This window comes from Pseudarthrobacter sp. AL07, assembly GCF_029960665.1.
Lineage (GTDB): Bacteria > Actinomycetota > Actinomycetes > Actinomycetales > Micrococcaceae > Arthrobacter.
The window spans coordinates 60,987-83,566 of the sequence record NZ_JASBRB010000009.1 but is presented as its reverse complement, the minus strand read 5'-3'; the positions used below and the strand labels follow the sequence as shown (position 1 = coordinate 83,566).

Here is a 22,580-nt window from a genome sequence, read left to right as displayed (position 1 = left end):
ATGGACTCCTTGACTGCCGGGCGGCTATTCACCCACGTCAGAGTGGGAGACATTACGTTTTGTAATGGTAGTTATAGACGCGATAGGGCTACATAATCATCTGGGACCAGCCTAGCGTGGGAAGCATCCCAGTCCGCCCGCTTCCCTGAGGACATCCCTGTGGCACCCCCACCGCCAACGTCGCCAACCGTCAGCCAGCCCGTCATCGACTCCGCCTCCGCCGCTTCCATCCAAACCCAACCCATCGCCTTCGTCAGTGAACACCTGCCCTGGCGGCACACGTTTATCTCCCTGCGGGTCCCCAATTTCCGCATCTTCGCGATCGGGCACTTTGTCGCGGTCATCGCCCTCTGGATGCAGCGGATCGCCCAGGACTGGCTGGTGCTGGAACTGTCCGGTTCCGTCACCGCCGTGGGCATCACGGTGGCTCTGCAGTTCATGCCGTCGCTGCTTCTGGGTCCCTGGGGCGGCATGATGGCGGACCGGTTCGCCAAGCGCAGGATTCTCATCCTTTGCCAGAGCCTCGCCGCGGTCCTCGCGGCGGCACTCGCGGTGCTTGCCCTGACCGGCGTCATCGAAGTGTGGCACGTCTACCTCATCGCGCTGCTGCTGGGCCTGGTCACGGTACTGGATCAGCCCGCGCGCCAGGTGTTCGTCAACGAACTGGTAGGTCCCAGGTACCTGCGAAACGCCATCAGCGTCAACTCCACCACGTTCCAGCTGGGCGGCCTGATCGGCCCGGCGCTGGCAGGACTGCTGCTCACTGCCGTCGGCGCAGGCTGGGCCTTCGCCGCGAATGCGCTGGCGTGCTGCTCCACGGTGACCATGCTGCTGCTCCTGCGCAAGGACCAGCTGTTCCTCAGCGCTCCCGCCCCCAAGAAAAAGGGCATGCTGCGTGAGGGGCTGCAGTACGCGCTCAGCAAACCCACCATCTACTGGCCGTGGCTGATGGCCGGCTTCATCTCCGTCTTCGCCATGAGCCTGCCCGTCCTGCTCGCCGCCTTCGCGGACCACGTCTACGACGTCGGTGCCGGCGGCTACGGCCTGCTGAACGCACTGGTGGCACTCGGAGCGTTGGCCGGTGCTGTCGCCTCCACCCGGCGCCGCCAGCTGCGGCTCCGGTCGGTGGTGTTCTGCGCCGGAATGTACGGTCTGATGCTGTGCCTGGCCGCGCTGGCGCCGTCCATGGTGTGGTTCAGCGTGGTGATGGTCCTGTCCGGATTCTGGTGCCTGATGTTCCTGACCGGTTCCAACCAGCTGGTCCAGATCAGCTCAAACATGGGCATCCGGGGCCGGGTCATGAGCCTGTACATCATGGTGCTGATCGGCGGCCAGGCCATCGGCGGGCCGATGCTCGGCTGGATCGCGGAGCACGTGGACCCGCACGTGGCACTCATGGTCTCCGGCGGGGTGCCGGCGCTCGCCGCGGTGACTGTCGGCGTCGTCCTGGCCCGAAAGGGCGAGCTGGCACTCAGGGTGGACCTTAAGGACCGCCGCCACCCGCTGCGGATCATCAGCCGTGAGGCGTACGCGCCGCGGCCCGAGGGTGCCGGCTAGGCCGGGTAGTGCGGGTACTCCGGCTCCCGCCGCTGGAACTCCAGCACGTCCTTGTTGAGGACCACACCCTCGCGGATCTCGATGGAGCGGGAAATGGTTTCGTTTCCGTCCCACGACTCCGGGCCGCCGATGACCGTCTCAAGGAACGGCAACAGGGCCTGGCTGATCTCCCAACTGGAGGAATTCCAGAGGTAGGACGGGCTGTGGTCCACGGCGTAGTAGTTGATGTGGTCGCCGATGGTAAACATCGGTTCGGCGAATGTGGTGGAGCGCGCCCAGCTGAAGCCCATTCCCTCGTCGCACGACACGTCGACCACCAGGCTGCCGGGGCTGAACGCCGCGAGGTCCTCAGCCCGCAAGTACGTCAGCGGATTGTTCGGGTCCTGCAGCGTGCAGTTGACCACGATGTCGCTTTCGGCCAGGAACGGCGCCAGCGGAACCCGACCCCGCTCAGTGATGACCTGGCTCAGGAAGGGGGCCTCGTCGTCGTGATCAAACTGGACGATGTTGACCGAGTGGATCGGGGCGCCAACCGCCGCAACTCCCCGGTTGGTCAGCACCTGCACGTCATGGATGCCATGCGCATTCAGCGCGGTCACGGCGCCGCGGGCGGTAGCGCCGAAGCCGATCACCACGGCACTGAGGCGGCGGCCGTAGTCCCCGGTGGATCCGGTGAGCGAGAGCGCATGAAGTACGGAGCAGTAGCCGGCCAGCTCGTTGTTCTTGTGGAACACGTGAAGCCCGAAACCGCCGTCGCTCGCCCAGTGGTTCATCGCTTCGAAGGCAATCAGCGTGAGCTTCTTGTCGATGGCCAGCTGCGTGATGGCACGGTCCTGGACACAGTGCGGCCAGCCCCAGAGGATCTGGCCGTCCCGCAGTTCCGCGAGATCCTCCGGCTGCGGCTTGGGCAGGAGGACGACGTCGGCCTCCGCCAGCAGCGCTTCCTTGGTGGCCATTTTGCCCACCAGGGTTCCGAGGTGGTCATCCGAGACGCCGAAGCGCTCGCCGTAGCCCTGCTCCAGGATGATGCGCTGGCGCAGTTCCGGCGCGATCCGCTCGAAATGCAGGGGGTGGATGGGGACGCGGCGTTCGTCCTGTTTCCGGGTGGAGGCCAGGACGCCGAGGGTCAGGTGGCTCTGTTTGCCACTCACTTCTTTTTTGCGGCCTTGGACGTAACGTCCAGGGAGGTGGCCGGGGCTCCGGCGGCCCGCTTGTCGGCGCGCTTCTCCTTGATGGACTTGCCGGCTTTTTTGGATGCTGCTTGACGCGGGGACTTGTCAGCCATGATTGCTCCTGTAGCGGAACCGAAGAGGCTCCTGACTTCTGACGATACACGGCAGGGCCTAACGGCCACCGGAGAATAAGCGGACAGAGTTGGAACAGACCCGCAGGCGCGCCAGCCATTGTGCCCGAGGGTTCCCGGTGTGAAAATAGCGCTCTGGGCACTGTGCCGGGCAGGCCTGCGGAAGTACGGGAACAGAATCATGGGAACCATCACGATTGAGAGTACGGTCCTTGTCCCCTGTGGCCGGCCGGAGGTCTATGCGTTCTGCGTGGACCTCCAGGCCCGCTCGGCAGGTACCGGCCAGGAGGGCGTGGTGCTCCATGTCGACAACCTGGTGGCGGACCGTTCCTGGACCGAAACGCACGAAACCCGTACGGAAACCATCACCTGTTCGTGCGTGGTGTATCCCGTGGCGGACAGCACAAGGCTGACCGTGACTGCGCAGTACGTTCCCAAGGGAATCGGGCGCATGTTTTCCGGGGTCAAGGAGGGCGCCTATCGGAAACAGGAGGCGGCCAGGCTTGCGACGCTGAAGAATGCCGTGGAACGGGACATCAGGAAGGCCCGGCGCGGCTAGGACTCGCTGCGGCGCGGCGAAAACCATGATTCGAAGACTGTGGAGCGGCTGACGGGAATCGGACCCGCGTATCAAGCTTGGGAAGCTAGCGCTCTACCATTGAGCTACAGCCGCATCGCCCCGGTTTGAGCGGGGCAGAACTTAGCTTAGCGCAGATGCGATGCAGCGTACGCACCGCGGCCACGCACCGCGTGCGTGTCCGCCGGGATGGGCGCTACCCGCCGCGTCATCCAGTAACTCTTCAATAACGGCGCCGCCGCTGGCTAGGTCCCCGGCGGGCCGAGTGGCTACTCTGAACCCGTTAGCTGCTGTGTCATGGGGGGTGGGGCGGGCTACTACTGACCGCCGCTAACTAAGGACTCCCATGGCATTTGCAGAGCACGAGGTGCTTATCCGGTGCGACGCAATGAGTGTGTACACGTTCCTGGTGGACGGCATGAACCTTCCGCAATGGCGCAGGGGCATCCGCAGCATCAGCTTGGTGTCCGGCGCCGCCGGGACCAAGGGCGCCGTCTACCGGCAGACCACCACGGGCCGGTCAGGCCGGACCATCTCCGCCGACTTCGAAATAACGCAGGCCAGGCCGGGCGCCGAGATCCAGTTCCAGGTGGTCTCCGTCCCGTCGCAGCACTCCGGCGGCTACTACCTCAGCACCGAGCCGGCCGGCACCAGGGTCAGGTTCGCCCTCGAATACCAGCCCAAGGGCCTCCTGGGCCTGATGAACGCCGGCATCCAGCGCACCATCAAGGCCGAAGTGTCCCAGCTCGCGCGGCTCAAGGATGTCCTGGAAGTGCGGTCGGCGGCCTGAGGGCTACTGCGCCAGCCGCTGGCCCGCCCAGCTTCCGGTGATGTTCGACGGCGACGCCAGCGTTCCGGTGCTCAGGTTCCAGTACTGCACCACGTCATTGGCCCGGCGCAGTGCCACCCCCGTGGAGTTCAGGGCTGTCACGTCTCGCAGCGGACGGATTCCCGTGACATCGGTCCAGCCGGTGATGACGGTAAGGCGGGCTTCGGCGCGTGGCACCGGAGTGCCAGCTCCGCGGTAAAGCAGCACACCGCCGTCTGGCTTTATGGCCAGGAGATCCTGGAAACCGTCGGCGTCAAAGTCCACCATGGCGAGCTTCCTGGCCGATACGCCGGTGGCTATCTGGGTGCGCGTGGACATGTCGGCCAGGCCCACGTTCGGATAGAGGAACAGGGTGCCGGCGGGATCCAGGGCAACCAGCTGGGGAAGCCGGTTGTTGGCACACCAGCCGCCCACGGCCAGCGTCATGGTTTCCCAGCCGCTCGTGCCCAGCGTGTACGAGGATTGGAACCCCCCGGTGGCGATACCCCGGTGGAGCGTCAGCCGGCCGTCGTTCCACTGGGTCAGGAGGTCGTAGGCGCCGTCGCGGTCCCAGTCCGTGGTGAAGACTTCCTTGGCCGTTCCGAATCCGGAGCCGATGATCTTGGCAGCACCAAAGGTCCTGTTCCCGGTGGAGGGGCGGTTGACCAGCTGGCCCGAGGCGTTGATGGTCACCAGATCAGCTGCACTGTTGATGGCTGCGCTGGTCAGGTCCAGGGTGGGCGGCATGTGTTTGACGGCCGGATCGCAGAGGGTGGGCGCCGGGACGGGGAAAGCGCCTCCGCCGGAGCTGCCCCCGGGGGAGGTGACTGTGCCGGCGGGCAGGGTGGTGTAGCCGAAGAAGTTCACCACGCCCCAGATGGTGTACAGGCTGTTCGTGTAGGAGATCCCGGCGCCCATGACGTTGAAGCGCGGGTCTAGCAGCATGGCGTTGTGGCCTGGCGAGTTTTTCCACCACTCCACCAGCTGTGCCGCGTTCCGGTCCGTGCGGATGGCAATGACCTCACCCGCGCCGTTGTTGGGGTTCAGGGCCCGGGGGTCGGTCCAGAAGCTGGCGCGGTGTTCAATGACTTCGCGGGATGCGATGCTGTCGGACCACTCCTGCGACATGCCGGCGACCGTGGGGTGGTACTTGACCGGGGCCAGGCTATTGGCCACCCGGTACTTATTGATTTCGTTGAAAACCGTGAGGATGGCGGCCGTGTTGCTGTCCGGCACCAGGGCCTCGGTGCCAAGCGATCCGGTGGTGAGGGACTCGGTTGCGGGGACCGGGGGGACGGGCGCTGCGGTTTTGTTGTCCGCCAGTTCAGAGTCAGGGGCCCAAAGCGGTGGGATGGAGGGCGGCTCGGGCGCGATTGCTTCGGAAGCGGCGGTCACGGGGGCAGCCACCGTCGCCGTCGGAGGCGCTGCTGCGGTCCCTGACATGCTTTCCCCGGCGGGCGAGGCCGGTGCGATCACCGGTTCCACGGCTGGGGCGAGTAGGGAACCGGTGCTGGTCCCAACGTCGGGTGCGCCGCCGTCGTCCGCTGTTCCCGCCGGGCCCAACGTGACCGTGCGCGGCCCCAGGGCACCCACCTGGACTGACGGCCCATCCACTGGTGGGCCGGAATACATGCCGGCGGCCGGGGACACCAGCGCGAGCGCACATAGCATCGCCACAACGGCGGGCGCCGCAAATTTATTCAAAACCAACCCCAGATCAGTTCAGTTGTACCAACCGGGGAGACCATCCGGCGGTGTCATTCTGAGGCAACATTAGCCCCAGTAGGCGGCAGCAACAACGAAAAAGTGTGCGCTGTGGACAACACATAGTAATTTGGGACGGTGCTGATCTCTGACCGCGACATTCGTGCCGAACTAAACTCCCAACGGATCGTCCTCGAACCGTACGATCCCGAGATGGTCCAGCCGTCGTCCGTGGATGTCCGGATCGACCGGTTTTTCCGACTCTTCGACAACCACAAGTACGCGCATATCGACCCAGCGGAAGAGCAGCCTGAGCTGACCCGGCTGGTGGAAGTGGAGAGCGGAGAGCCGTTCATCCTGCACCCCGGCGAGTTTGTGCTGGGCTCCACCTACGAGACTGTCACGCTGCCTGACGATATTGCTGCGCGGCTGGAAGGCAAATCCTCGCTGGGCCGCCTGGGCCTGCTGACCCACTCCACCGCAGGGTTTATTGATCCGGGATTTTCCGGCCACGTCACGCTGGAGCTCTCCAACATGGCCACGCTGCCCATCAAGCTCTGGCCCGGCATGAAGATCGGCCAGCTGTGTTTCTTCCGGCTGACCTCTGCAGCTGAGTTCCCCTACGGCTCGGGCGAATACGGCAACCGCTACCAGGGCCAGCGCGGGCCAACAGCCAGCCGCAGCCACCTGAACTTCCACCGCACCGAGGTCTGAGCCGCTTCAGCGAGGGGTGAGATCCCCCGGATGCGTGATTGAGCCCGGCCCTACGCCTTTGCGGACAACCGGACGGATCCACCGAAGGCCTTCAGCGCCGGCTCCACATAGCGCGCTGCCAGCGGCCCAAGGATGGCCATGATCAGCACGTAGGCGGTTGCCAGGGCGGCCAGCTCGTCCGGGACCACGCCTGACGCCACGGCCAGCCCGGCGATCACGATGGAGAACTCGCCGCGCGCAATCAGGGCGGCGCCGGCACGGAAGCGCCCCGGGCGGGCAATGCCGGCCCGCTTGGCGGCCCAGATGCCTGTGACCATCTTGGTGATGGCCGTGATGACAGCCAAGATCAGGGCCCACCCGAACACCGGCGGGATGGTGGTCGGGTCGGTGTTGAGCCCGAAGGCCACAAAGAAGATGGCTGCAAAGAGATCCCGCAGCGGTTCCAGGATCCGGGTGGCGCTGTGGGCGGTGGCCCCCGAAATGGCGATGCCCAACATAAACGCGCCCACTGCGGCCGAAACCTGCAGGGCGGATGCTACGCCAGCCACCAGCAGTGCAGCGCCGAGGAGATTGAGCAGGAAGACTTCGGAATTTTCGCTGTGCACGGCCTGGGATACCCGGTGGCCGTGGCGGAGCGCCACCATCAACACCACGGTGACCACTGCCAAGGAGATTCCCACGGTAGTGAGCCCGCCCAGGAAGCCGACGCCGGCAAGGGTTGCGGTGAGGATCGGCAGGTACACGGCCATGGCCAGGTCCTCAAACACCAGGATGGACAGCACCACGGGGGTCTCGCGGTTACCGATCCGGCCCAGGTCCGTGATGACCTTGGCCGCGATCCCGGAAGACGATATATACGTGACACCGCCCATGACCATCGCGCCCACCAGGCCCCAGCCAAGCAGCAGCGCCAGCCCCGCGCCCGGGATGAAATTCAGCACCAGGTCAAGAACACCGGCCTGCCAGGACCTACGCAGACCGGTGAAGAGCTCGGCAGCCGTATATTCCAAACCGAGCATAAGCAGCAGCAGGATCACGCCGATTTCGCCGGAGAGATGTGCGAATTCCTGCATGCCTTCGAGCTTGACCACGCCGCCTGCGCCGAAGGCGAGTCCGCCAACGAGGTAGAGCGGGATGGGCGACATTCCGATCCGTCCGGCCAGCCTGGCCAGGAGGCCAAGGCAGAACACAACGGCCCCCAGTTCAATGAGGGTCAGGGCCAGCGGGTCCATGGCGCTCAGCCGTTGCGCAGGATGTCGGCCGCCGAATCGAGGCCTTCTTGCGTTCCCACTGCGACCAGGAGGTCACCGGAGTGAAGGACGACGTCGGGTCCCGGCGACGGGAGCACCTCTCCTTCACGCATGATCGCCACGATCGAGACTCCGCAGCGGGTGCGGATGCAGGCCTTTCCCATGGGCTGGTTCTGGAACGGCGATTCCGGAGCGATGGAGAACTGACGGGTCACGATGCCCGGAATCTCCTTGTGCTCTTCACTCAGTTTCATGGCCAGGTGCTGCCCGCCCAGGAGGTTACCCAGGGCGGCGGCCTCATCCCCGGTCAGGGGAATCGACGCCTGGCAGGTGTCAGGATCGTCCCAGGTGGAAACGATGAGTTCCATCGTGCCCTCCCGCAGCTCCACCACGCCGATGCGGCGGCCGGAAGCCGTCATGAAGTCCTTCCGACGGCCCAGGCCGGGGAGGTCAGTCTCGTCCACGTTCATACAACTCAGCCTAGTCTCCACCAACGGTTTTCGGTTGGGTGTGCGCAGGGCGGCTCGGGCAGGCGGCCGGGGGCTCTTTACGCGCCCATTCGCGCTTCCAGGGAGCGGGGCCCAGGTATCCGTTGGTGCTAGGAGACGGGGACGACGGCGATGGCGGTCTTGTCCGGCGACTTCACCGGGAGCAGAACCAGCAGGCCGGCGAGCAGCACCACCATGATGCCGAGGATGCCCCAGCGCTGGGCCTCGCCGGGCGCCACCAGAGGAGTGGCCAGCACGATGCACAGGGTGAACAGCGCCGGAGCCAGGAAGCTGACGGCGCGGCCGGTGGTGGCGTAGAGGCCGAACAGCTCGCCGGACTCACCGTGGGGTGCCAGCCGGGCCAGGTATGCCCGCGACGAGGACTGGGCGGGTCCCACAAACAGGCACAGGAACAGTCCGAAGACCCAGAACGTAGTGCTGCCTGCCCACGCCGTGCCAAAGAAGATGTAGTCCCCGTTGCCGAGGACCAGGATCATGGTCCCGGCGATCAGCAGCCCCACGAGGGAACCCACAATGACGGCCTTGGGCCCCACCCGGTCGTCCAGGAACCCGCCGATGACCGCCCCCACGGCCGCCACCACGTTCCCAAAGATGGCGAAGAAGATGACTTCGGATAATTCGAAGCCGAACGTGCCGGCCGCGATGATGCCGCCGAACGTGAACACGGCCGCGAGGCCGTCGCGGAAGACGGCGCTGGCCAGGAGGAAATAGATGGTGTGCGGACTGGTGGCATAGATTGCCTTGATCCGCCGGAACAGCAGGCGGTAGGAGGCCAGGAGTCCCAGGGGTTGGGCCCGCTCCGGCCGCGGGAGTTCAGGGACAGCGAACAGCACCGGCAGGGCGAAGATGAAGAACCACAGGGCGGAGAACACAGCTACCAGCCGGATGTTCAGGCTGTCCTCGGTGGAGGCGCCGAACCAGTCGAAGCTCGGCTGCACAAAGAGCTGCAGCACAATCAGCAATGCCACAATGCCGCCCAGGTAGCCCATGCCCCAGCCGAATCCGCTAACCTTGCCGATGTTTTTCGGCGTGGAGATCTGGGCCAACATGGCGTTGTAGTTGACGCCGGCGAACTCAAAAAACACATTCCCCAGCGCGATGAGAGAAACGCCCAGCAGAAGGAACTCCGGCCGAGGGAAGACAAAGAAGCACAGGCCCGTCAGGATGGCCACGGCGGCCGTGTTGACCCCAAGCCACAGCTTGCGGCGGCCTCCGTTGTCCGAGCGCTGCCCGGTCACCGGAGCAAGCAGCGCGATGGCGATCCCCGCAATGGCCAGTGCACTGCCAAGAACGGCAGAAGCCTGGTCTTCGCCGCCGAAGGCGTTGGAGGTGAGGTAGACGGTGAAGACGAAGGTGGTCATGACTGCGTTGAAGGCCGCCGAACCCCAGTCCCAGGCGGCCCAGGCGAGCACCCGGCCCTTGCTGGTGGCATGGGTTCCGGCCGCGAGTTCCGATGACGGCTGCATGGCCTCAGGAGCGCTGGCGGTGTTCATAGCCTGAATCGTATCCGCCCGTGGCGAACAGGGCGGTGATGATACGCCGAGCACCGGGGAAATTCCAGGGCGGCGTGGTTTGGTCCGGGGAAGTGTCAGGGCTGCCTTGCTAAACTGTGGCCACCGAACCTGACACATGAACCGCCTGCCCTGACATTTTGACAATCGAATCCCTGACATTGCGGAGATACCAGTGATCACAGTTCTTGCCGTGCACTTTGCGGTGGCCGCCGTGGCGCCGTTTCTCTTCAGGGCGTGGGGGCGCAACGCTTTCTACGCGCTGGCGGCTGTGCCCGCTGCATCCTTTGCCTGGCTGCTGTTCCAGCACGGCGCCGTGTACTCGGACGCCGGCGCGGTCTCGCAGGTCTTCCCGTGGATTCCCGGGCTGGATCTTGAATTCGCTTTCCGGCTCGATCCCCTTGCCTGGGTGATGTCGCTGCTGATCCTGGGCGTCGGCGCCTTGGTGCTCGTCTATTGCGCCCGGTATTTCAGCCCCGAAGACCGGGATCTGGGTGGGTTCGCCGCCCAATTCCTCGCCTTCGCGGGAGTGATGTTTGGCCTGGTGATCGCTGACGACCTTCTTCTGATGTTCATCTTCTGGGAACTCACCACCATCCTGTCCTACCTGCTGATTGGCTTCGCCCGGACCAGGCTGGCGGCCCGGCGTTCGGCGCTGCAGGCCCTGATGGTCACCACCGCGGGCGGACTGGCCATGCTGGTGGGGCTGATCATGCTGGGGCAGAGTGCCGGAACCTACCGGATTTCGGCGGTTCTGGCGCAGGCTCCCACCCTGGTGAGCGGACCTTCGGGCGCAACCGTTGCTGCCGCCGTCGTACTCATCCTGACGGGCGCCATCAGTAAGTCCGCCCTGGTTCCCTTCCACTTCTGGCTTCCCGGAGCCATGGCGGCTCCCACCCCGGTGAGCGCATACCTCCACGCCGCGGCGATGGTGAAGGCCGGGATTTACCTGGTGGCGCGGCTCGCCCCGGGATTTTCCGACACCACGTACTGGCAAATCATCGTGCTGGGGCTGGGCCTGGCCACCATGCTGGTAGGCGGCTATCGGGCCCTCCGGCAGACCGACATCAAACTCATCCTGGCCTACGGCACCGTCAGCCAGCTGGGGTTCCTGACCATGGTCGCGGGCCTGGGCACGCCGGATGCAGCCCTCGCAGGGCTCGCGATGCTCCTCGCCCACGGACTTTTCAAGGCCACCCTCTTCCTGGTGGTTGGCATCATCGACCAGCAGGCGGGGACCCGGGATGTCCGCCAGCTGTCCGGCGTATTCCGGTCGTCGCGGGCGCTCGGAATTGTGGCCGGCATCGGTGCCGCCTCGATGGCCGGTGTCCCGCTGCTCGCAGGGTTCGTGGCCAAGGAATCCGTCCTGGAAGCCTTTGTCCACCACGCATCCGACGGCGAGGCCTGGAGCATGGTGGTGCTCGTGGGCATCGTCATTGGGTCCATTCTCACGTTCGCTTACAGTGCCCGCTTTATGTGGGGAGCGTTCGCGGTGAAGCCGGGTATTGAGCGGACCACGTTCAAGGCGGTCAAGCCTTCCTTCCTGGCGGCCCCGGCCCTCCTCAGCCTCCTGAGTATCGTCTACGGCCTCTGGCCGGCGCCGGTGGACGCCTGGGTCCAGCCCTACGCCGCGCTGTTCGCCTCCACCGCGTCCGACGCCGGCACACCGGCCGAGCAGGCAGGCCACCTTGCGCTGTGGCACGGTTTCACGGCATCCCTGGGACTGACGGCCCTCACGTTCGCGCTGGGTCTGGCGATGTACTTCGGACGAACCCTGGTGGCCCGCGCGCAGTCCCGCGTGCCCAGCTGGATCGACGGCGACCGCATCTACCAGCTCACCATCGGCGCCCTGGATGACACCGCCGTCTGGATCACGGGCCGCACGCAGCGTGGTTCGCTGTACTTCTACCTCGCCGTGATCCTCACCGTGGCATTCGTCCTGCCGCTGACGGCCATGCTGATGGCGGGCAAGCCGCTCCCTGCGAACCTTTATTTCATCGACCCCTACTCGCCGCTGCAGCCGGTGGTCGGGGCAGGGGTTGTGATCGGCGCGCTTGCCGCGGTCAAGGCCAACAAACGGTTCCTCGCTGTGCTGATGGTCTCCGTGACCGGATACGGGATCGCCCTGATGTTCGCGCTCCAGGGCGCACCGGACCTGGCCCTCACCCAGGTACTTGTGGAAACCATCATTCTGGTGGCCTTCGTCCTGGCCATGCGCAGCCTGCCCGCCGAACTCCGCGACCGCACCGGCGGCAAGTACCGGGTGGTCCGGGTGATCATCGGGGCGGCTTTCGGAATCACGATGGTCTTCGCCGCCATCCACGCCATGGGCGCCCGGGTGGCCGCCCCGGTGTCCTTGGAATTCCCCCGCCTCGCCTATGAAGGCGGCGGCGGTCTGAACATCGTCAACGTGACGCTGGTGGACATCCGCGCCTGGGACACCTTCGGTGAAATATCAGTCCTGGCCCTGGCCGCCACAGGGGTGGCCAGCCTTATCTTCGTCCGCGGCCGTGGAGACCGGAGCAGGGTCCCTGACACTATCGCCGAGGGCAGCGTTGGCCGCCAGGTTGCGGTGGAACCAGGGTCGCGGGACGCAGCAGCTCTGGCCATCAGCCGCAAATTCGCAGCCTCCGCCCGGGACGCCTGGATTGTGGCGGGGCGCACCCTGGCACCGGAACGGCGCTCCATTATCTTTGAAGTGGTCACCCGGCTGATCTTCCACTCTCTGATCATCTTCTCGCTCTACCTTCTTCTGGCCGGCCATAATCTGCCGGGCGGCGGATTCGCCGGCGGTTTGACTGCCGGGCTTGCCTTGGCCATCCGGTACCTGGCCGGTGGCCGGTTCGAACTGCGCGAGGCCACCCCGGTCGGCGCCGGGACGCTGCTGGGGATCGGGCTCGCTACGGCGGCCGCCTCCGGTGTGGTGCCGCTGCTGCTGGGCGGCCAGGTATTGCAGACCGCCATCATTGAACTCTGGCTTCCGGTATTCGGGGACATCAAGTTCGTCACGTCCACCATTTTCGACATCGGCGTGTACATCGTGGTGATCGGCCTGGTGCTGGACGTTCTGCGGAGCCTGGGCTCCGAGATCGACGAACACTTCGAAGAGCAGCGGACTGCTCCTGCCGAAGACCTGCCAACCGACCACGACCCTGCCGCTGCCCGGGTGCAGGAGCCCGTGGGCGTCCCCGCCGGCGCCGCCGCTACGGACCAAGGATGAGCATCAACCTGACTCTGCTGACCGTCATGGGTGCCCTGTATGCGTGCGGGATCTACCTGATCCTGGAACGCAGCCTCACCCGGGTGCTGTTGGGACTGATGCTGTTGGCCAACGCCACCAACCTGCTGATCCTGGCCACCGGCGGCTATGCCGGGCTGGCGCCGCTGTACAACAAGGACACCGCCGCCCAGGAGTACTCGGACCCCCTTCCGCAGGCGCTGATCCTCACGTCGATCGTGATCTCCTTCGCAGTGACGGCCTTTATGCTCGGCATCATTTACCGCACGTGGGTCCTGGCCCGCCAGGATGAGATCCAGGACGACGTCGAGGACCTCCGCGTCGCCGAGACGCCCCGCTTCGATGCCGAGGATGATGCCCCTATCCCAGCCGAAACGTCCGAGTTTCCCCTGACCATGCTCGGCAGCGACGGGGGCGCCGTCTCTGACCACCCCCCGACGGCGGAGCGCCCGGAAGCGTCCGGCGGTTTTGTCACGGTCGGGGCCAAGGAGATTCCTGCCGCGGATGCCGCCGCTGAAGAGCAACCCGGCTCGCAGAACGTAACCCCTGGTCCCGAAGGAGGTGTGAAGTGAACATCGCAAGCTTTGCCCCGCTCGCCGTCGTTCTTCCCATCCTCGGTGCTGCCCTGGCCTTCCTCCTGATCCGTCACTCCCGCGCCCAGCGCGCGGTGAGCATCGGGGTGCTGTCCCTGACGCTCGTGCTGGAGTGCCTGCTGCTGGGCTCCGTGTGGGACGGCGGAACCGCCGCCGTGAATATCGGTGGCTGGCTGCCGCCGTGGGGCATCACGATGGTGGTGGACCAGTTCTCGTCCCTCATGCTCGTGGTGTCGTCGGCCATCAGCCTCGCCGTGCTGGTCTATGCCACCGGGCAGGGCATGGCCGACGGCGACCACGACGCGCCGGTGTCGATCTTCCACCCCACCTATCTGATCCTGGTAGCCGGGGTCTCCAACGCGTTCCTGTCCGGTGACCTGTTCAACCTGTACGTCGGTTTCGAGATCCTGCTGACGGCAAGCTATGTGCTGATGACGTTGGGCGGAACCGGCCCGCGCATCCGCGCCGGCGTCACGTACGTGGTGGTCTCCGTGGTGTCTTCGGTGCTGTTCCTGATCTCCATCGCCATGGTCTACGGCGCCACCGGAACCGTGAACATGGCCGATCTCGCCATTAAGCTTGCGGACCTGGACGGGGGAACCCGGACCCTGCTGCACGTGATGCTCCTGGTGGCCTTCGGCATCAAGGCGGCCGTGTTCCCGCTCTCCTTCTGGCTGCCTGACTCCTACCCCACGGCGCCCGCGCCGGTCACCGCGGTATTCGCTGGCCTGCTGACCAAAATCGGGGTCTACGCGATGGTGCGCACGGAGACCCTGCTCTTCCCGGGGGACAGCCTGAACACTCCGCTGATGGTGGCGGCGCTGCTGACCATGGTGGTGGGAATCCTTGGCGCCTTGGCGCAGAGCGACATCAAACGTCTGTTGTCCTTCACCTTGGTGAGTCACATCGGATACATGGTGTTTGGGCTGGCTATGTCCTCGGTGGCCGGGCTTGGCGCCGCCGTGTTCTACGTGGCCCACCACATCACCATTCAGACCAGCCTTTTCATGGTCACGGGCCTGATCGAACGCCGTGGCGGCAGCTCTTCCGTGGACAGGTTGGCAGGCCTGGCCACGCTGTCACCCATGCTGGCCCTGCTGTTCTTTATACCCGCCATGAACATGGCCGGGATCCCACCGTTCTCCGGGTTCCTGGGGAAGGTGGGGCTCATCCAGGCGGGCATCGAACTGGGCACGCCGTTGGCCTACGCCCTGGTGATCGGCGGCGTGGTCACCAGCCTCCTAACCCTGCTGGCTGTCGCACGGGTCTGGAACCGCGCGTTCTGGCGCAAGCCCTCGGACGCCGAGCACCCGGACCCCGTCTTGCTGGCTGCGCCCGAGGATTCGGACACCGGCAGCCGGGCCGGCCGCAAGAATGTCACGCTGCTGCCCCGGACCATGGTGGGTTCAACGCTGGGCCTGGTGGCGCTGGGCGTGTCACTGACGGTCTTCGCCGGCCCGTTGTTCACCGTCTCGGACCAGGCCGCCCACGAAATGCTGGACAGATCCGCCTACATTCAGGCCGTTCTGGGCGAGGACACGCAGGTTCCCTCGATGGCACTGAAAGACGGAGGAGGCAAATGAGCCGCCGGCGGATTTCCCTGCGCCAGGAGCTGCCCCTGCTGGTATGGCTGGTGATCGTCTGGGGCGCCCTGTGGCAGGACTTCAGCCCCGGTAGCCTGCTGTTCGGCGCGTTGCTGGCCGTGCTCGTGGCCCGGATGTTCTACCTGCCGCCGGTAGAAGTCAGCGGCCGCTTCAACATTCTTCACGCCGTGCCATTTGCCCTGCGTTTCCTGGGCAGGGTGGCGGCAGCGAGCGTTGAGGTCATGTACTTGGCGGCTGTCCGCGGACCCCGGGTCATCAGCTCCGTCGTCGCAGTGCCGTTGCGGAGCCACCAGGACCTCATGGTCACCGCCACCGGGCACGTGATCTCCCTGATCCCGGGCTCCCTGGTGGTGGAAGTGGACCGGTCAACGTCCACCTTGTACCTCCACGGGCTCAACGTCAGCAGCCCGGAAGAGGTCGAGAACCTGCGCAGGGAAGTCCGCTCGATCGAGGCGGGCCTGATCAGGATTATGGGTTCCCGCGAAGAACTCGAAGCAATCCGGCAGGAGGCCGCAGCATGATGCAGACCGTTCTGGCTGTTACGGCAGTCATTCTTTCGCTGGCAGCGGCGGGAGCCATCATCAGGATCTCCCGCGGCCCGTCGCTGCTGGACAGGGTGCTGGCCTCCGACGTCCTGCTTGCGATCCTCGGCGCGGCCCTGTGTATCGATATGGCCGTCAACCGGCACCTGAACAACCTGATGCTGCTGGTGGCGCTTTCCATTGTCGGCTTCATCGGGTCAGTGACAGTTGCGCGCTTTGTGGCCGACCGTCGGGAGCAAGCCAATGAATCCTGAGGCCAGCGTGGTTGATAACGTCATCGATACCGTGTCGGCGGTGTTCCTGGTGGTGGGTGCCCTCATGTCCCTCGCCGCCGCCGTCGGACTGCTCCGCTTTCCGGACCTGCTCAGCCGCATGCACGCGGCCACCAAGCCCCAGGTGCTGGGGCTGTTCCTGCTCCTTGCGGCCATCGGCCTGCAGATGCGCACCTGGTGGGTGTGGCCCGCGCTGCTCGTGGCCTGGATTTTCCAGCTGCTGACCGTGCCGGTTTCTGCCCACATGGTGGGCCGCGCCGGGTACCGCACCAAGCACCTGCACCGCGAGCTGCTCAGCTCCGATGAACTCGACGCCGTGGTTCAGAAGGCGGCACAATCCGCCCGGGATGACTCCTCCCGGGATGAAGCGGACGACGGCGGCCGGCGGGACTGAGCCTCATTCGCCGATGCCAGCGTCCCGCCCCGCGCGTGAGTTTTTGTCCAGATAACACGGCGTCAGGGCCGTTTGGAGGCCTTTAGCTGGACAAAAACTCATGGGTTGGTGGTGCGCTTAGACGATGTCCTGGGACTTGGCGAAGCGGGTAATGGCCCGCTGTGTGCCGCGGTTGGCCAGCACCTGGATGATGGTGCTGACCGAGGCCGAAATAAGCGCGAACGTCAGCGCTGAGCGGAGGCTCGTGGGGGTGTCTTCATCCTTGCCGGTGGGAGGCTTCCGGCCGGTGGACTTTTCCCACACGGTATTGACCATCTTGGTGCCGACGAATCCGGCGCCGAGGCTGATTGCGGTGCCGAGCAGCTTGATGAACAGGTTCATTCGTTGAACTCCTTGTGAGCGGATCCGGGACTGTCTTTAGCCTAACCCGGCTGCATGGACTCCAGAATCTCCCGCAGGGCCTCCACCACGAGATCGTGGTCCTGCTGTTGGGGCAGGCCCGAGACCGTCACCGTGGCTACGGCGCCCACGCCGGCGACGTAGACCGGGAAGCAGCCGCCGTGCGGGGCGTAGGTGGACTCATCGAACCAGCCGTGGTCCTCGATCCGGCCGCCGTGCAGCCGGCCGCGGAGGCCCACCAGCAACGACGGGATCTCATACCTGGCGGCGGTGCGCTGCTTCGCCCGGATCCAGTGCTCGTTGTCGGGGGTGGCCCCGTCCAGGGCAACATGGAAAAGGACTTGGTCACCCTTCGTGATGTCGATCGCGATAGGCAGCCGGCGCGATTTGCCGAGCTCCACCAGCAGCAGCCCCAGGTTGAGGGAATCATCCCTGGTGAAATGGGGAAACTGCAGCTCGCTGACCTCGCCCTCGATGCGGGCGATCAGGGCCTCCAGCAGCCCCGCCGGCTGGGGCACCGTCGCGTCGGGATTGAACGCAGTCACAGTCGGGTTGTTGGCAGTCATGGCCCACAATCTACCCCGCCCGCGGTGTAAACTGGAGCACGCCCATCAGGGCAGATTTATTACGACAGGGGAGCGCCGCCGTCGGACATCACTGGCATTGCCAGGGAACCGCAGGCTGGCGCTGAGAGTGCGGACAGCCGCAGACCCTCGAACCTGATCCGGCTAGTACCGGCGCAAGGGAGTCGAGTTCTCGAAGTGTCCGGCAACGGCGGCAGCGCCGCTTACTGGGGCACTTTCCCCTCCTGTTCCTCAGGAGGACAATATGACAACTGCAGCATTCAAAAAGACCGGCAATACCTGGCGTGTTGTGGACATCGTGGTGGCGGCGCTCATCGCCATCACCGGCGGCGTCATCTTCTGGGCCTGGTCCCAGGGCGCCGGCATCATTTCCGCCCCCATGAACGCCGTTTACCCCCCGCTGACCGGCCTGATCGCCGGCGGCTGGATGATCCCGGCAGTGTTGGGCATGCTCATCATCCGTAAACCCGGCGCGGCGCTCTTCTGCGAAACTGTGGCCGCCACCGGCGAACTCATCATGGGCTCGCAGTACGGCGCCACGGTGCTGATCTCCGGACTCCTCCAGGGCCTGGGCGCCGAACTGGTGTTCTTCCTGCTGGTGTACGGCAACTTCCGGTTCAAATCCTTCCTGCACCAGAAATACAACCTCATCGCCGCGCTGCTGGCCGGTGCCGGGGCGGGGCTGTTCTGCGGCCTCAACGACTCGTTTCTGCCGTGGGGCTGGAACATCGCCTACGAGCCCGGCGACAAGCTCGCCTACATCGTGTTCTGCACCATCTCCGGCGCGGTGATTGCGGGCGCGCTGTCCTGGATCGCCACCCGCGGCCTCGCCCGGACCGGTGTGCTGAGCTCGTTCGCATCCCGGAAGGCAGCGTCGGAGCCCGTCTTCAACTGATGACCGCTTCCGACGCCGGCACTTCCGGAGTGCGCCCCGCCACGGTGTCCGCCCGTGGCTGGGGCTGGCGGCATGCCGGCCGTTCCGCCCCCGCCGTCCACGGGCTCGACCTCGACATCGCACCAGGCGAGCGGGTGCTGCTGCTGGGCCCCTCGGGCGCGGGCAAGTCAACGCTGCTGCACGCGCTCGCGGGGGTGCTGGGGGATGAGGGGGACGACGCCGACGAAACCGGTTCGCTGCTGATCGACGGCGTGGTTCCCCGCGGGCAGCGCGGCCGCTCGGGGCTGATGCAGCAAGACCCGGAAACGCAGGTGGTTCTGTCGCGCCTGGGTGACGACGTCGCCTTCGGCGCCGAGAACCTCTCCGTTCCACGGGACGAGATCTGGCGGCGCGTCCATGAAGCGCTCGACGACGTCGGGCTGCGAAGTATCGGGGCCGGAGCTGGTTTGAACGCCAATGGCACTGGTGTGGACGCCGACGGCGGGCCGGGTGCCGCCGGGCTTCCGCTGGACCACCCGACGTCGGCTCTGTCCGGCGGACAGAAACAGCGTCTGGCGCTGGCCGGGATCCTCGCGATGCGGCCCGGGCTGATTCTGCTGGACGAGCCCACCGCGAACCTGGATCCCGCCGGCGTGCTGGAAGTCCGGGACGCTGTGGGCCGCTGCCTGGACAAAACCGGCGCCACACTCGTTGTGGTGGAACACCGGGTGTCCGTCTGGAAGGACCTGGTTGACCGGATTGTGGTGCTCCAGCCGGGCTCCGCTGCGGGCTCCGCAGGAAGTTTGGCCGCTACATCCGCTGTCCTCCTGGACGGACCGCCGGACCAGGTGCTCGCGGATGCCCGGGACATGCTGATCGGTGCTGGCGTCTGGGTGCCGGGGTATGTGCCGGCAACCCGGAGCCGCGCGTCCGCAGGCTCCGGTGAGCTGCTGCTGGCCGCCGCGGATCTGGCAGTCTCCCGTGAGCGTCCGCGGCGCCGCGGCTTCCGGACCATCCCGCCGGTGCCGGTGCAGCAGGGCATCACAGCCCAGGTCCGTTCCGGCCACGCACTCACCATCACGGGGCCCAACGGCGCCGGGAAGTCAACGTTTGCGCTGACGCTCGCCGGATTGCTGGCGCCGGTGGCCGGGAAGGTGTCTGCCGCCGTCGAGCTTTCCGCGGGCGCCGGGATCGATCCGTTCAAATGGAAAGCCAACCAGCTGATTTCCCGCATCGGAACCGTGTTCCAGGAGCCCGAGCACCAGTTCGTTACCGGCCGGGTGCTGGACGAACTGATGTTCGGTCCGCGGCATCTGGGCCATGGCGAGGAGCGGGTTGAAGAGCTGCTGGAACGGCTGCGCCTGACGCACCTGGTGGACGCCAATCCGTACACACTGTCCGGCGGCGAAAAGCGGCGCCTATCGGTGGCCACCGTCCTGGCAGCCCACCCGCGTGTGCTGGTGCTGGACGAGCCGACGTTCGGCCAGGACGCCAATACCTGGGCCGAGCTCGCATCGTTCCTTTCCGAACTGCTGGACGCCGGGACCTCCGTGGTTTCCGTGACCCACGACCAGGAATTCAGCGCCGTCCTGGGCGGCGCCGAACTGCGGCTTGGCCCGGTCTCACGCGGCGGCGCCCGCCAGGAAGCGGGTGCGGCATGAGGGATGCCCTGACTCTCCGCGGCAACCAGGCACTGCTGACGCGCGCCAACCCGTTGGCCAAGTTCGCCGTCGTTTTCCTCATCACACTGGTGCTGGCGCTCTCCATCGACTGGGTGTCTGCCTCGGTGGCGATTGCGGCGGAACTGGCGCTCTTCCCGCTGGCTGGCCTCACCCTGCGCCTCGCGTGGCAGCGAGGCTGGCCGCTCATCATAGCGGCAGCCCTGGGCGGCTGGAGCACAGCGATCGTCGCGGCCGATAGCGGCGCTGTACTGCTCGACGTCGGGATCTGGTCCATCAGCGAAGGTTCCCTGCAGCTGGGAATCGGTTTTATGCTCCGCGGCCTCGCGATTGCCCTCCCTGCGATCCTGCTCATGACCTGCACGGACCCCACCGATCTCGCCGACGCGCTGGCCCAGAGAGCCCGGTTGCCGCACCGGTTTGTCCTCGGCACGCTGGCCGCGATGCGCCTGGTGGGACTCATGGCCGAGGAATGGCAGACCATCGGCATGGCGCGGCGGGCCCGCGGGGTGGGCTCGCAGGGCACCCCGCTGAAACGGCTGCGGGCCACCCTTGGGCAGAGCTTTGGGCTCCTGGTCCAAGCCATCCGCCGCGCATCCCGTCTGGCCATCACCATGGAAGCGCGCGGTTTTGGCACCGGGCAGCGGACATGGGCCCGGGAATCCACCTATTCGACGCTGGACGCCTGGGTGCTGGCGGGCGGCGTGCTGATCGCGGCGGCGGCCGTGGTTGCCGCAGCCGCGATGGGGACGTGGAACTTCGTCTGGCGTTAGCTCGATCCTGCGGGGGCGGCCTGCCTGCAGTGTGCGGTGTATCGAATATCGCATGGGGCGGGTATTCCGGCCGACGCGCCGGGATTTGAGAGCCAAATACTCTGGCCTTAGCTCATCCGTGATATTTCTTGTAGATGATTCAGGAAACCGCCGAGCATATCGCCGCCACACTCAGGGACGCCCGGACCGAGAAAGGCTGGACCCAGGGCCAGCTCGCGGGCGCGCTGGGAACCAGCCAAAGCGCCGTCGCCCGGATGGAGCAGGGCAAGCAGAACCTGAGCCTGAAAATGATCCAGCGGCTCGAAGCCATTCTCGACCGCAGCATCGTCAAAATGGGCAAACCGCAGATGACGCACCTGCGGATCGAAGGCGGCCGCACGCTTTCCGGGGCGGTGGATGTCAACAGCAGCAAAAACGCCGGTGTGGCGCTGCTGTGCGCCAGCCTGATCAACCGCGGCACCACCGTCCTGCGCCGCCTCGCCCGGATCGAAGAGGTCAACCGGATCGTGGAGGTCCTGACCAGCATCGGCGTCGAGTGCACGTGGCTTAACGACACCGATCTCCAGCTCCGCCGCCCGGCCGTCCTGGACCTTGACGCCATGGATGTGGACGCCGCGCGGCGCACACGCAGCGTGATCATGCTCCTGGGCCCGCTCCTGGACGAATCCGCGGAATACCGCTTGCCGTATGCGGGCGGGTGCGATCTGGGCACGCGCACCGTTGAGCCGCATATGCAGGCGCTGCGCCAGTTCGGGCTCTCAGTGGAAGCCACGGCCGGTTTCTACGCCGTGCAGGCTCCGCCGCCGGACACGCATGACCGCTCCTTTGTGCTGACGGAGCGCGGAGACACCGTCACCGAGAACGCAATCATGGCAGCGGCGCACCGCCGCGGCACCACCGTCATCCGCAACGCCAGCCCCAACTACATGGTCCAGGACCTCTGCTTCTACCTCGAGATGCTGGGCGTGAAGATCGACGGCGTGGGCACCACCACGCTGAAGATCACCGGGCAGCCGCTCATCGACGTCGACATTGAATATTTCCCGTCCGAGGACCCCATCGAGGCCATGAGCCTCATCACGGCAGGGATTGTCACCAACTCAGAGGTGACCATCCGCCGCGTCCCCATCGAGTTCATGGAGATCGAGCTGGCCACGCTGGAGCAGATGGGCCAGCAGCTGGAGATTTCGGGCGAGTACGTGGCGCGCAACGGCCGCACCCGGCTGGTGGATGTGACTACCAAACCGTCCGAGTTGCGGGCTCCGGAGGACAAAATCCACCCGATGCCGTTCCCCGGCCTGAACATCGACAACTTGCCGTTCTTCGCGGTCATTGCCTCCAACGCCCATGGCCAGACCATGATCCATGACTGGGTCTACGAGAACCGGGCCATCTATCTCACCGAACTCAACCGGCTCGGCGCCCAGGTGCAGCTGCTGGACCCGCACCGAATCTACGTCAATGGCCCCACGAAGTGGCGGGCCGCCGAGGTGGGCTGCCCGCCGGCACTCCGCCCCGCCGCCTGCCTGCTGCTGGCCATGCTCGCGGCACGAGGAGTGTCGGAGCTGCGGAACATCTACGTGATCGAGCGCGGCTACGAGGACCTGGCGGAACGGCTCAACACCATCGGCGCCAAGGTGGAGTACTTCCAGGACTAGGCTTCGTCGGATTCTGCACCATCATTCGCGCTGGCCC

The 22,580-nt window shown here is 65.9% G+C and carries 22 protein-coding genes, 1 tRNA gene and 1 riboswitch; of the genes, 14 read left to right on the top strand and 9 right to left on the bottom strand.

Going from position 1 to position 22,580, the window contains the following annotated elements:
- Positions 1-159: 159 nt before the first annotated feature.
- On the top strand, positions 160-1,557 hold the full coding sequence (locus QK290_RS10075) for an MFS transporter (protein ID WP_282330525.1): 1,398 nt from the start codon (positions 160-162) through the stop codon (positions 1,555-1,557).
- Here the strand turns inward: QK290_RS10075 and QK290_RS10070 are convergent.
- Complete coding sequence (locus QK290_RS10070; protein WP_282330524.1) at positions 1,554-2,708, bottom strand: N(5)-(carboxyethyl)ornithine synthase; 1,155 nt, start codon at positions 2,706-2,708, stop codon at positions 1,554-1,556. The two genes, QK290_RS10075 and QK290_RS10070, sit on opposite strands and share 4 nt — an antisense overlap.
- Positions 2,705-2,842: a hypothetical protein gene (locus tag QK290_RS10065; protein WP_185261864.1), complete on the bottom strand. Its 138-nt coding sequence runs from the start codon at positions 2,840-2,842 to the stop codon at positions 2,705-2,707. Before QK290_RS10065 ends, QK290_RS10070 begins: the two co-directional genes overlap by 4 nt.
- Positions 2,843-3,041: 199 nt before the next feature.
- On the opposite strand from QK290_RS10065, the gene QK290_RS10060 reads away from it, so the two are divergent.
- Positions 3,042-3,419 (top strand): hypothetical protein, encoded by a 378-nt coding sequence (locus QK290_RS10060; RefSeq protein ID WP_282330523.1) that lies wholly within the window; start codon positions 3,042-3,044, stop codon positions 3,417-3,419.
- 40 nt (positions 3,420-3,459) lie between these two features.
- On the opposite strand, the gene QK290_RS10055 is transcribed toward QK290_RS10060, so the two are convergent.
- Positions 3,460-3,533, bottom strand: a tRNA-Gly gene (locus QK290_RS10055).
- A gap of 250 nt (positions 3,534-3,783) precedes the next feature.
- On the opposite strand from QK290_RS10055, the gene QK290_RS10050 reads away from it, so the two are divergent.
- On the top strand, positions 3,784-4,227 hold the full coding sequence (locus tag QK290_RS10050) for an SRPBCC family protein (RefSeq protein ID WP_282330522.1): 444 nt from the start codon (positions 3,784-3,786) through the stop codon (positions 4,225-4,227).
- A 3-nt stretch (positions 4,228-4,230) separates the two neighbouring features.
- Here QK290_RS10050 and QK290_RS10045 read toward each other — a convergent pair whose 3' ends face one another.
- Complete coding sequence (locus tag QK290_RS10045; RefSeq protein WP_348994453.1) at positions 4,231-5,949, bottom strand: CAP domain-containing protein; 1,719 nt, start codon at positions 5,947-5,949, stop codon at positions 4,231-4,233.
- Between the two features lie 138 nt (positions 5,950-6,087).
- On the opposite strand from QK290_RS10045, the gene dcd reads away from it, so the two are divergent.
- Positions 6,088-6,663 carry a dCTP deaminase gene (gene dcd, locus QK290_RS10040; RefSeq protein ID WP_185261861.1) on the top strand — a complete coding sequence of 192 codons (576 nt, stop codon included), beginning with the start codon at positions 6,088-6,090 and terminating at the stop codon, positions 6,661-6,663.
- Between the two features lie 50 nt (positions 6,664-6,713).
- Here dcd and QK290_RS10035 read toward each other — a convergent pair whose 3' ends face one another.
- From QK290_RS10035 to QK290_RS10025, 3 genes are all read right to left on the bottom strand, one after another.
- Positions 6,714-7,895 carry a cation:proton antiporter gene (locus QK290_RS10035; RefSeq protein ID WP_282330521.1) on the bottom strand — a complete coding sequence of 394 codons (1,182 nt, stop codon included), beginning with the start codon at positions 7,893-7,895 and terminating at the stop codon, positions 6,714-6,716.
- Positions 7,896-7,900: 5 nt separating this feature from the next.
- Positions 7,901-8,383, bottom strand: a complete 483-nt coding sequence (locus QK290_RS10030; RefSeq protein ID WP_282330520.1) for a TrkA C-terminal domain-containing protein — start codon at positions 8,381-8,383, stop codon at positions 7,901-7,903.
- Positions 8,384-8,511: 128 nt separating this feature from the next.
- On the bottom strand, positions 8,512-9,915 hold the full coding sequence (locus tag QK290_RS10025; RefSeq protein ID WP_282330519.1) for an MFS transporter: 1,404 nt from the start codon (positions 9,913-9,915) through the stop codon (positions 8,512-8,514).
- Positions 9,916-10,108: 193 nt separating this feature from the next.
- On the opposite strand from QK290_RS10025, the gene QK290_RS10020 reads away from it, so the two are divergent.
- The 6 genes from QK290_RS10020 to mnhG are packed head-to-tail and all read left to right on the top strand — an operon-like array spanning position 10,109 to position 16,576.
- A complete protein-coding gene (locus tag QK290_RS10020) occupies positions 10,109-13,153 on the top strand; it encodes a Na+/H+ antiporter subunit A (protein WP_282330518.1) in 3,045 nt (1,014 codons plus the stop codon).
- On the top strand, positions 13,150-13,743 hold the full coding sequence (locus tag QK290_RS10015) for a Na(+)/H(+) antiporter subunit C (protein ID WP_282330517.1): 594 nt from the start codon (positions 13,150-13,152) through the stop codon (positions 13,741-13,743). Before QK290_RS10020 ends, QK290_RS10015 begins: the two co-directional genes overlap by 4 nt.
- Entirely contained in the window at positions 13,740-15,347 is a 1,608-nt protein-coding gene (locus QK290_RS10010; protein ID WP_282330516.1) for a Na+/H+ antiporter subunit D, read from the top strand. The genes QK290_RS10015 and QK290_RS10010 overlap by 4 nt, the downstream gene beginning before the upstream one ends.
- Positions 15,344-15,889: a Na+/H+ antiporter subunit E gene (locus tag QK290_RS10005; protein ID WP_282330515.1), complete on the top strand. Its 546-nt coding sequence runs from the start codon at positions 15,344-15,346 to the stop codon at positions 15,887-15,889. Before QK290_RS10010 ends, QK290_RS10005 begins: the two co-directional genes overlap by 4 nt.
- Positions 15,886-16,164, top strand: a complete 279-nt coding sequence (locus QK290_RS10000; RefSeq protein ID WP_111908152.1) for a monovalent cation/H+ antiporter complex subunit F — start codon at positions 15,886-15,888, stop codon at positions 16,162-16,164. Before QK290_RS10005 ends, QK290_RS10000 begins: the two co-directional genes overlap by 4 nt.
- Complete coding sequence (mnhG, locus tag QK290_RS09995) at positions 16,154-16,576, top strand: monovalent cation/H(+) antiporter subunit G (RefSeq protein WP_282330514.1); 423 nt, start codon at positions 16,154-16,156, stop codon at positions 16,574-16,576. The genes QK290_RS10000 and mnhG overlap by 11 nt, the downstream gene beginning before the upstream one ends.
- Positions 16,577-16,693: 117 nt before the next feature.
- On the opposite strand, the gene QK290_RS09990 is transcribed toward mnhG, so the two are convergent.
- The gene (locus QK290_RS09990) at positions 16,694-16,957 is read right to left on the bottom strand and encodes a DUF4235 domain-containing protein (RefSeq protein ID WP_282330513.1); all 264 of its coding nucleotides are present in this window, start codon (positions 16,955-16,957) and stop codon (positions 16,694-16,696) included.
- A gap of 41 nt (positions 16,958-16,998) precedes the next feature.
- Positions 16,999-17,541 carry a heme-degrading domain-containing protein gene (locus QK290_RS09985; RefSeq protein ID WP_282330512.1) on the bottom strand — a complete coding sequence of 181 codons (543 nt, stop codon included), beginning with the start codon at positions 17,539-17,541 and terminating at the stop codon, positions 16,999-17,001.
- A gap of 56 nt (positions 17,542-17,597) precedes the next feature.
- Positions 17,598-17,739: riboswitch (TPP riboswitch) on the top strand.
- A 64-nt stretch (positions 17,740-17,803) separates the two neighbouring features.
- Here QK290_RS09985 and QK290_RS09980 point away from each other — a divergent pair.
- The 4 genes from QK290_RS09980 to QK290_RS09965 all read left to right on the top strand — a co-directional run bounded on the left by QK290_RS09980 (position 17,804) and on the right by QK290_RS09965 (position 22,543).
- Positions 17,804-18,454 carry an ECF transporter S component gene (locus tag QK290_RS09980; protein ID WP_282330511.1) on the top strand — a complete coding sequence of 217 codons (651 nt, stop codon included), beginning with the start codon at positions 17,804-17,806 and terminating at the stop codon, positions 18,452-18,454.
- Positions 18,454-20,094 (top strand): ABC transporter ATP-binding protein, encoded by a 1,641-nt coding sequence (locus tag QK290_RS09975; protein WP_282330510.1) that lies wholly within the window; start codon positions 18,454-18,456, stop codon positions 20,092-20,094. The genes QK290_RS09980 and QK290_RS09975 overlap by 1 nt, the downstream gene beginning before the upstream one ends.
- Positions 20,091-20,885: an energy-coupling factor transporter transmembrane component T gene (locus QK290_RS09970; RefSeq protein WP_282330509.1), complete on the top strand. Its 795-nt coding sequence runs from the start codon at positions 20,091-20,093 to the stop codon at positions 20,883-20,885. The genes QK290_RS09975 and QK290_RS09970 overlap by 4 nt, the downstream gene beginning before the upstream one ends.
- Positions 20,886-21,019: 134 nt before the next feature.
- Positions 21,020-22,543 carry a UDP-N-acetylglucosamine 1-carboxyvinyltransferase gene (locus QK290_RS09965; protein ID WP_282330508.1) on the top strand — a complete coding sequence of 508 codons (1,524 nt, stop codon included), beginning with the start codon at positions 21,020-21,022 and terminating at the stop codon, positions 22,541-22,543.
- Positions 22,544-22,580 lie beyond the last annotated feature (37 nt).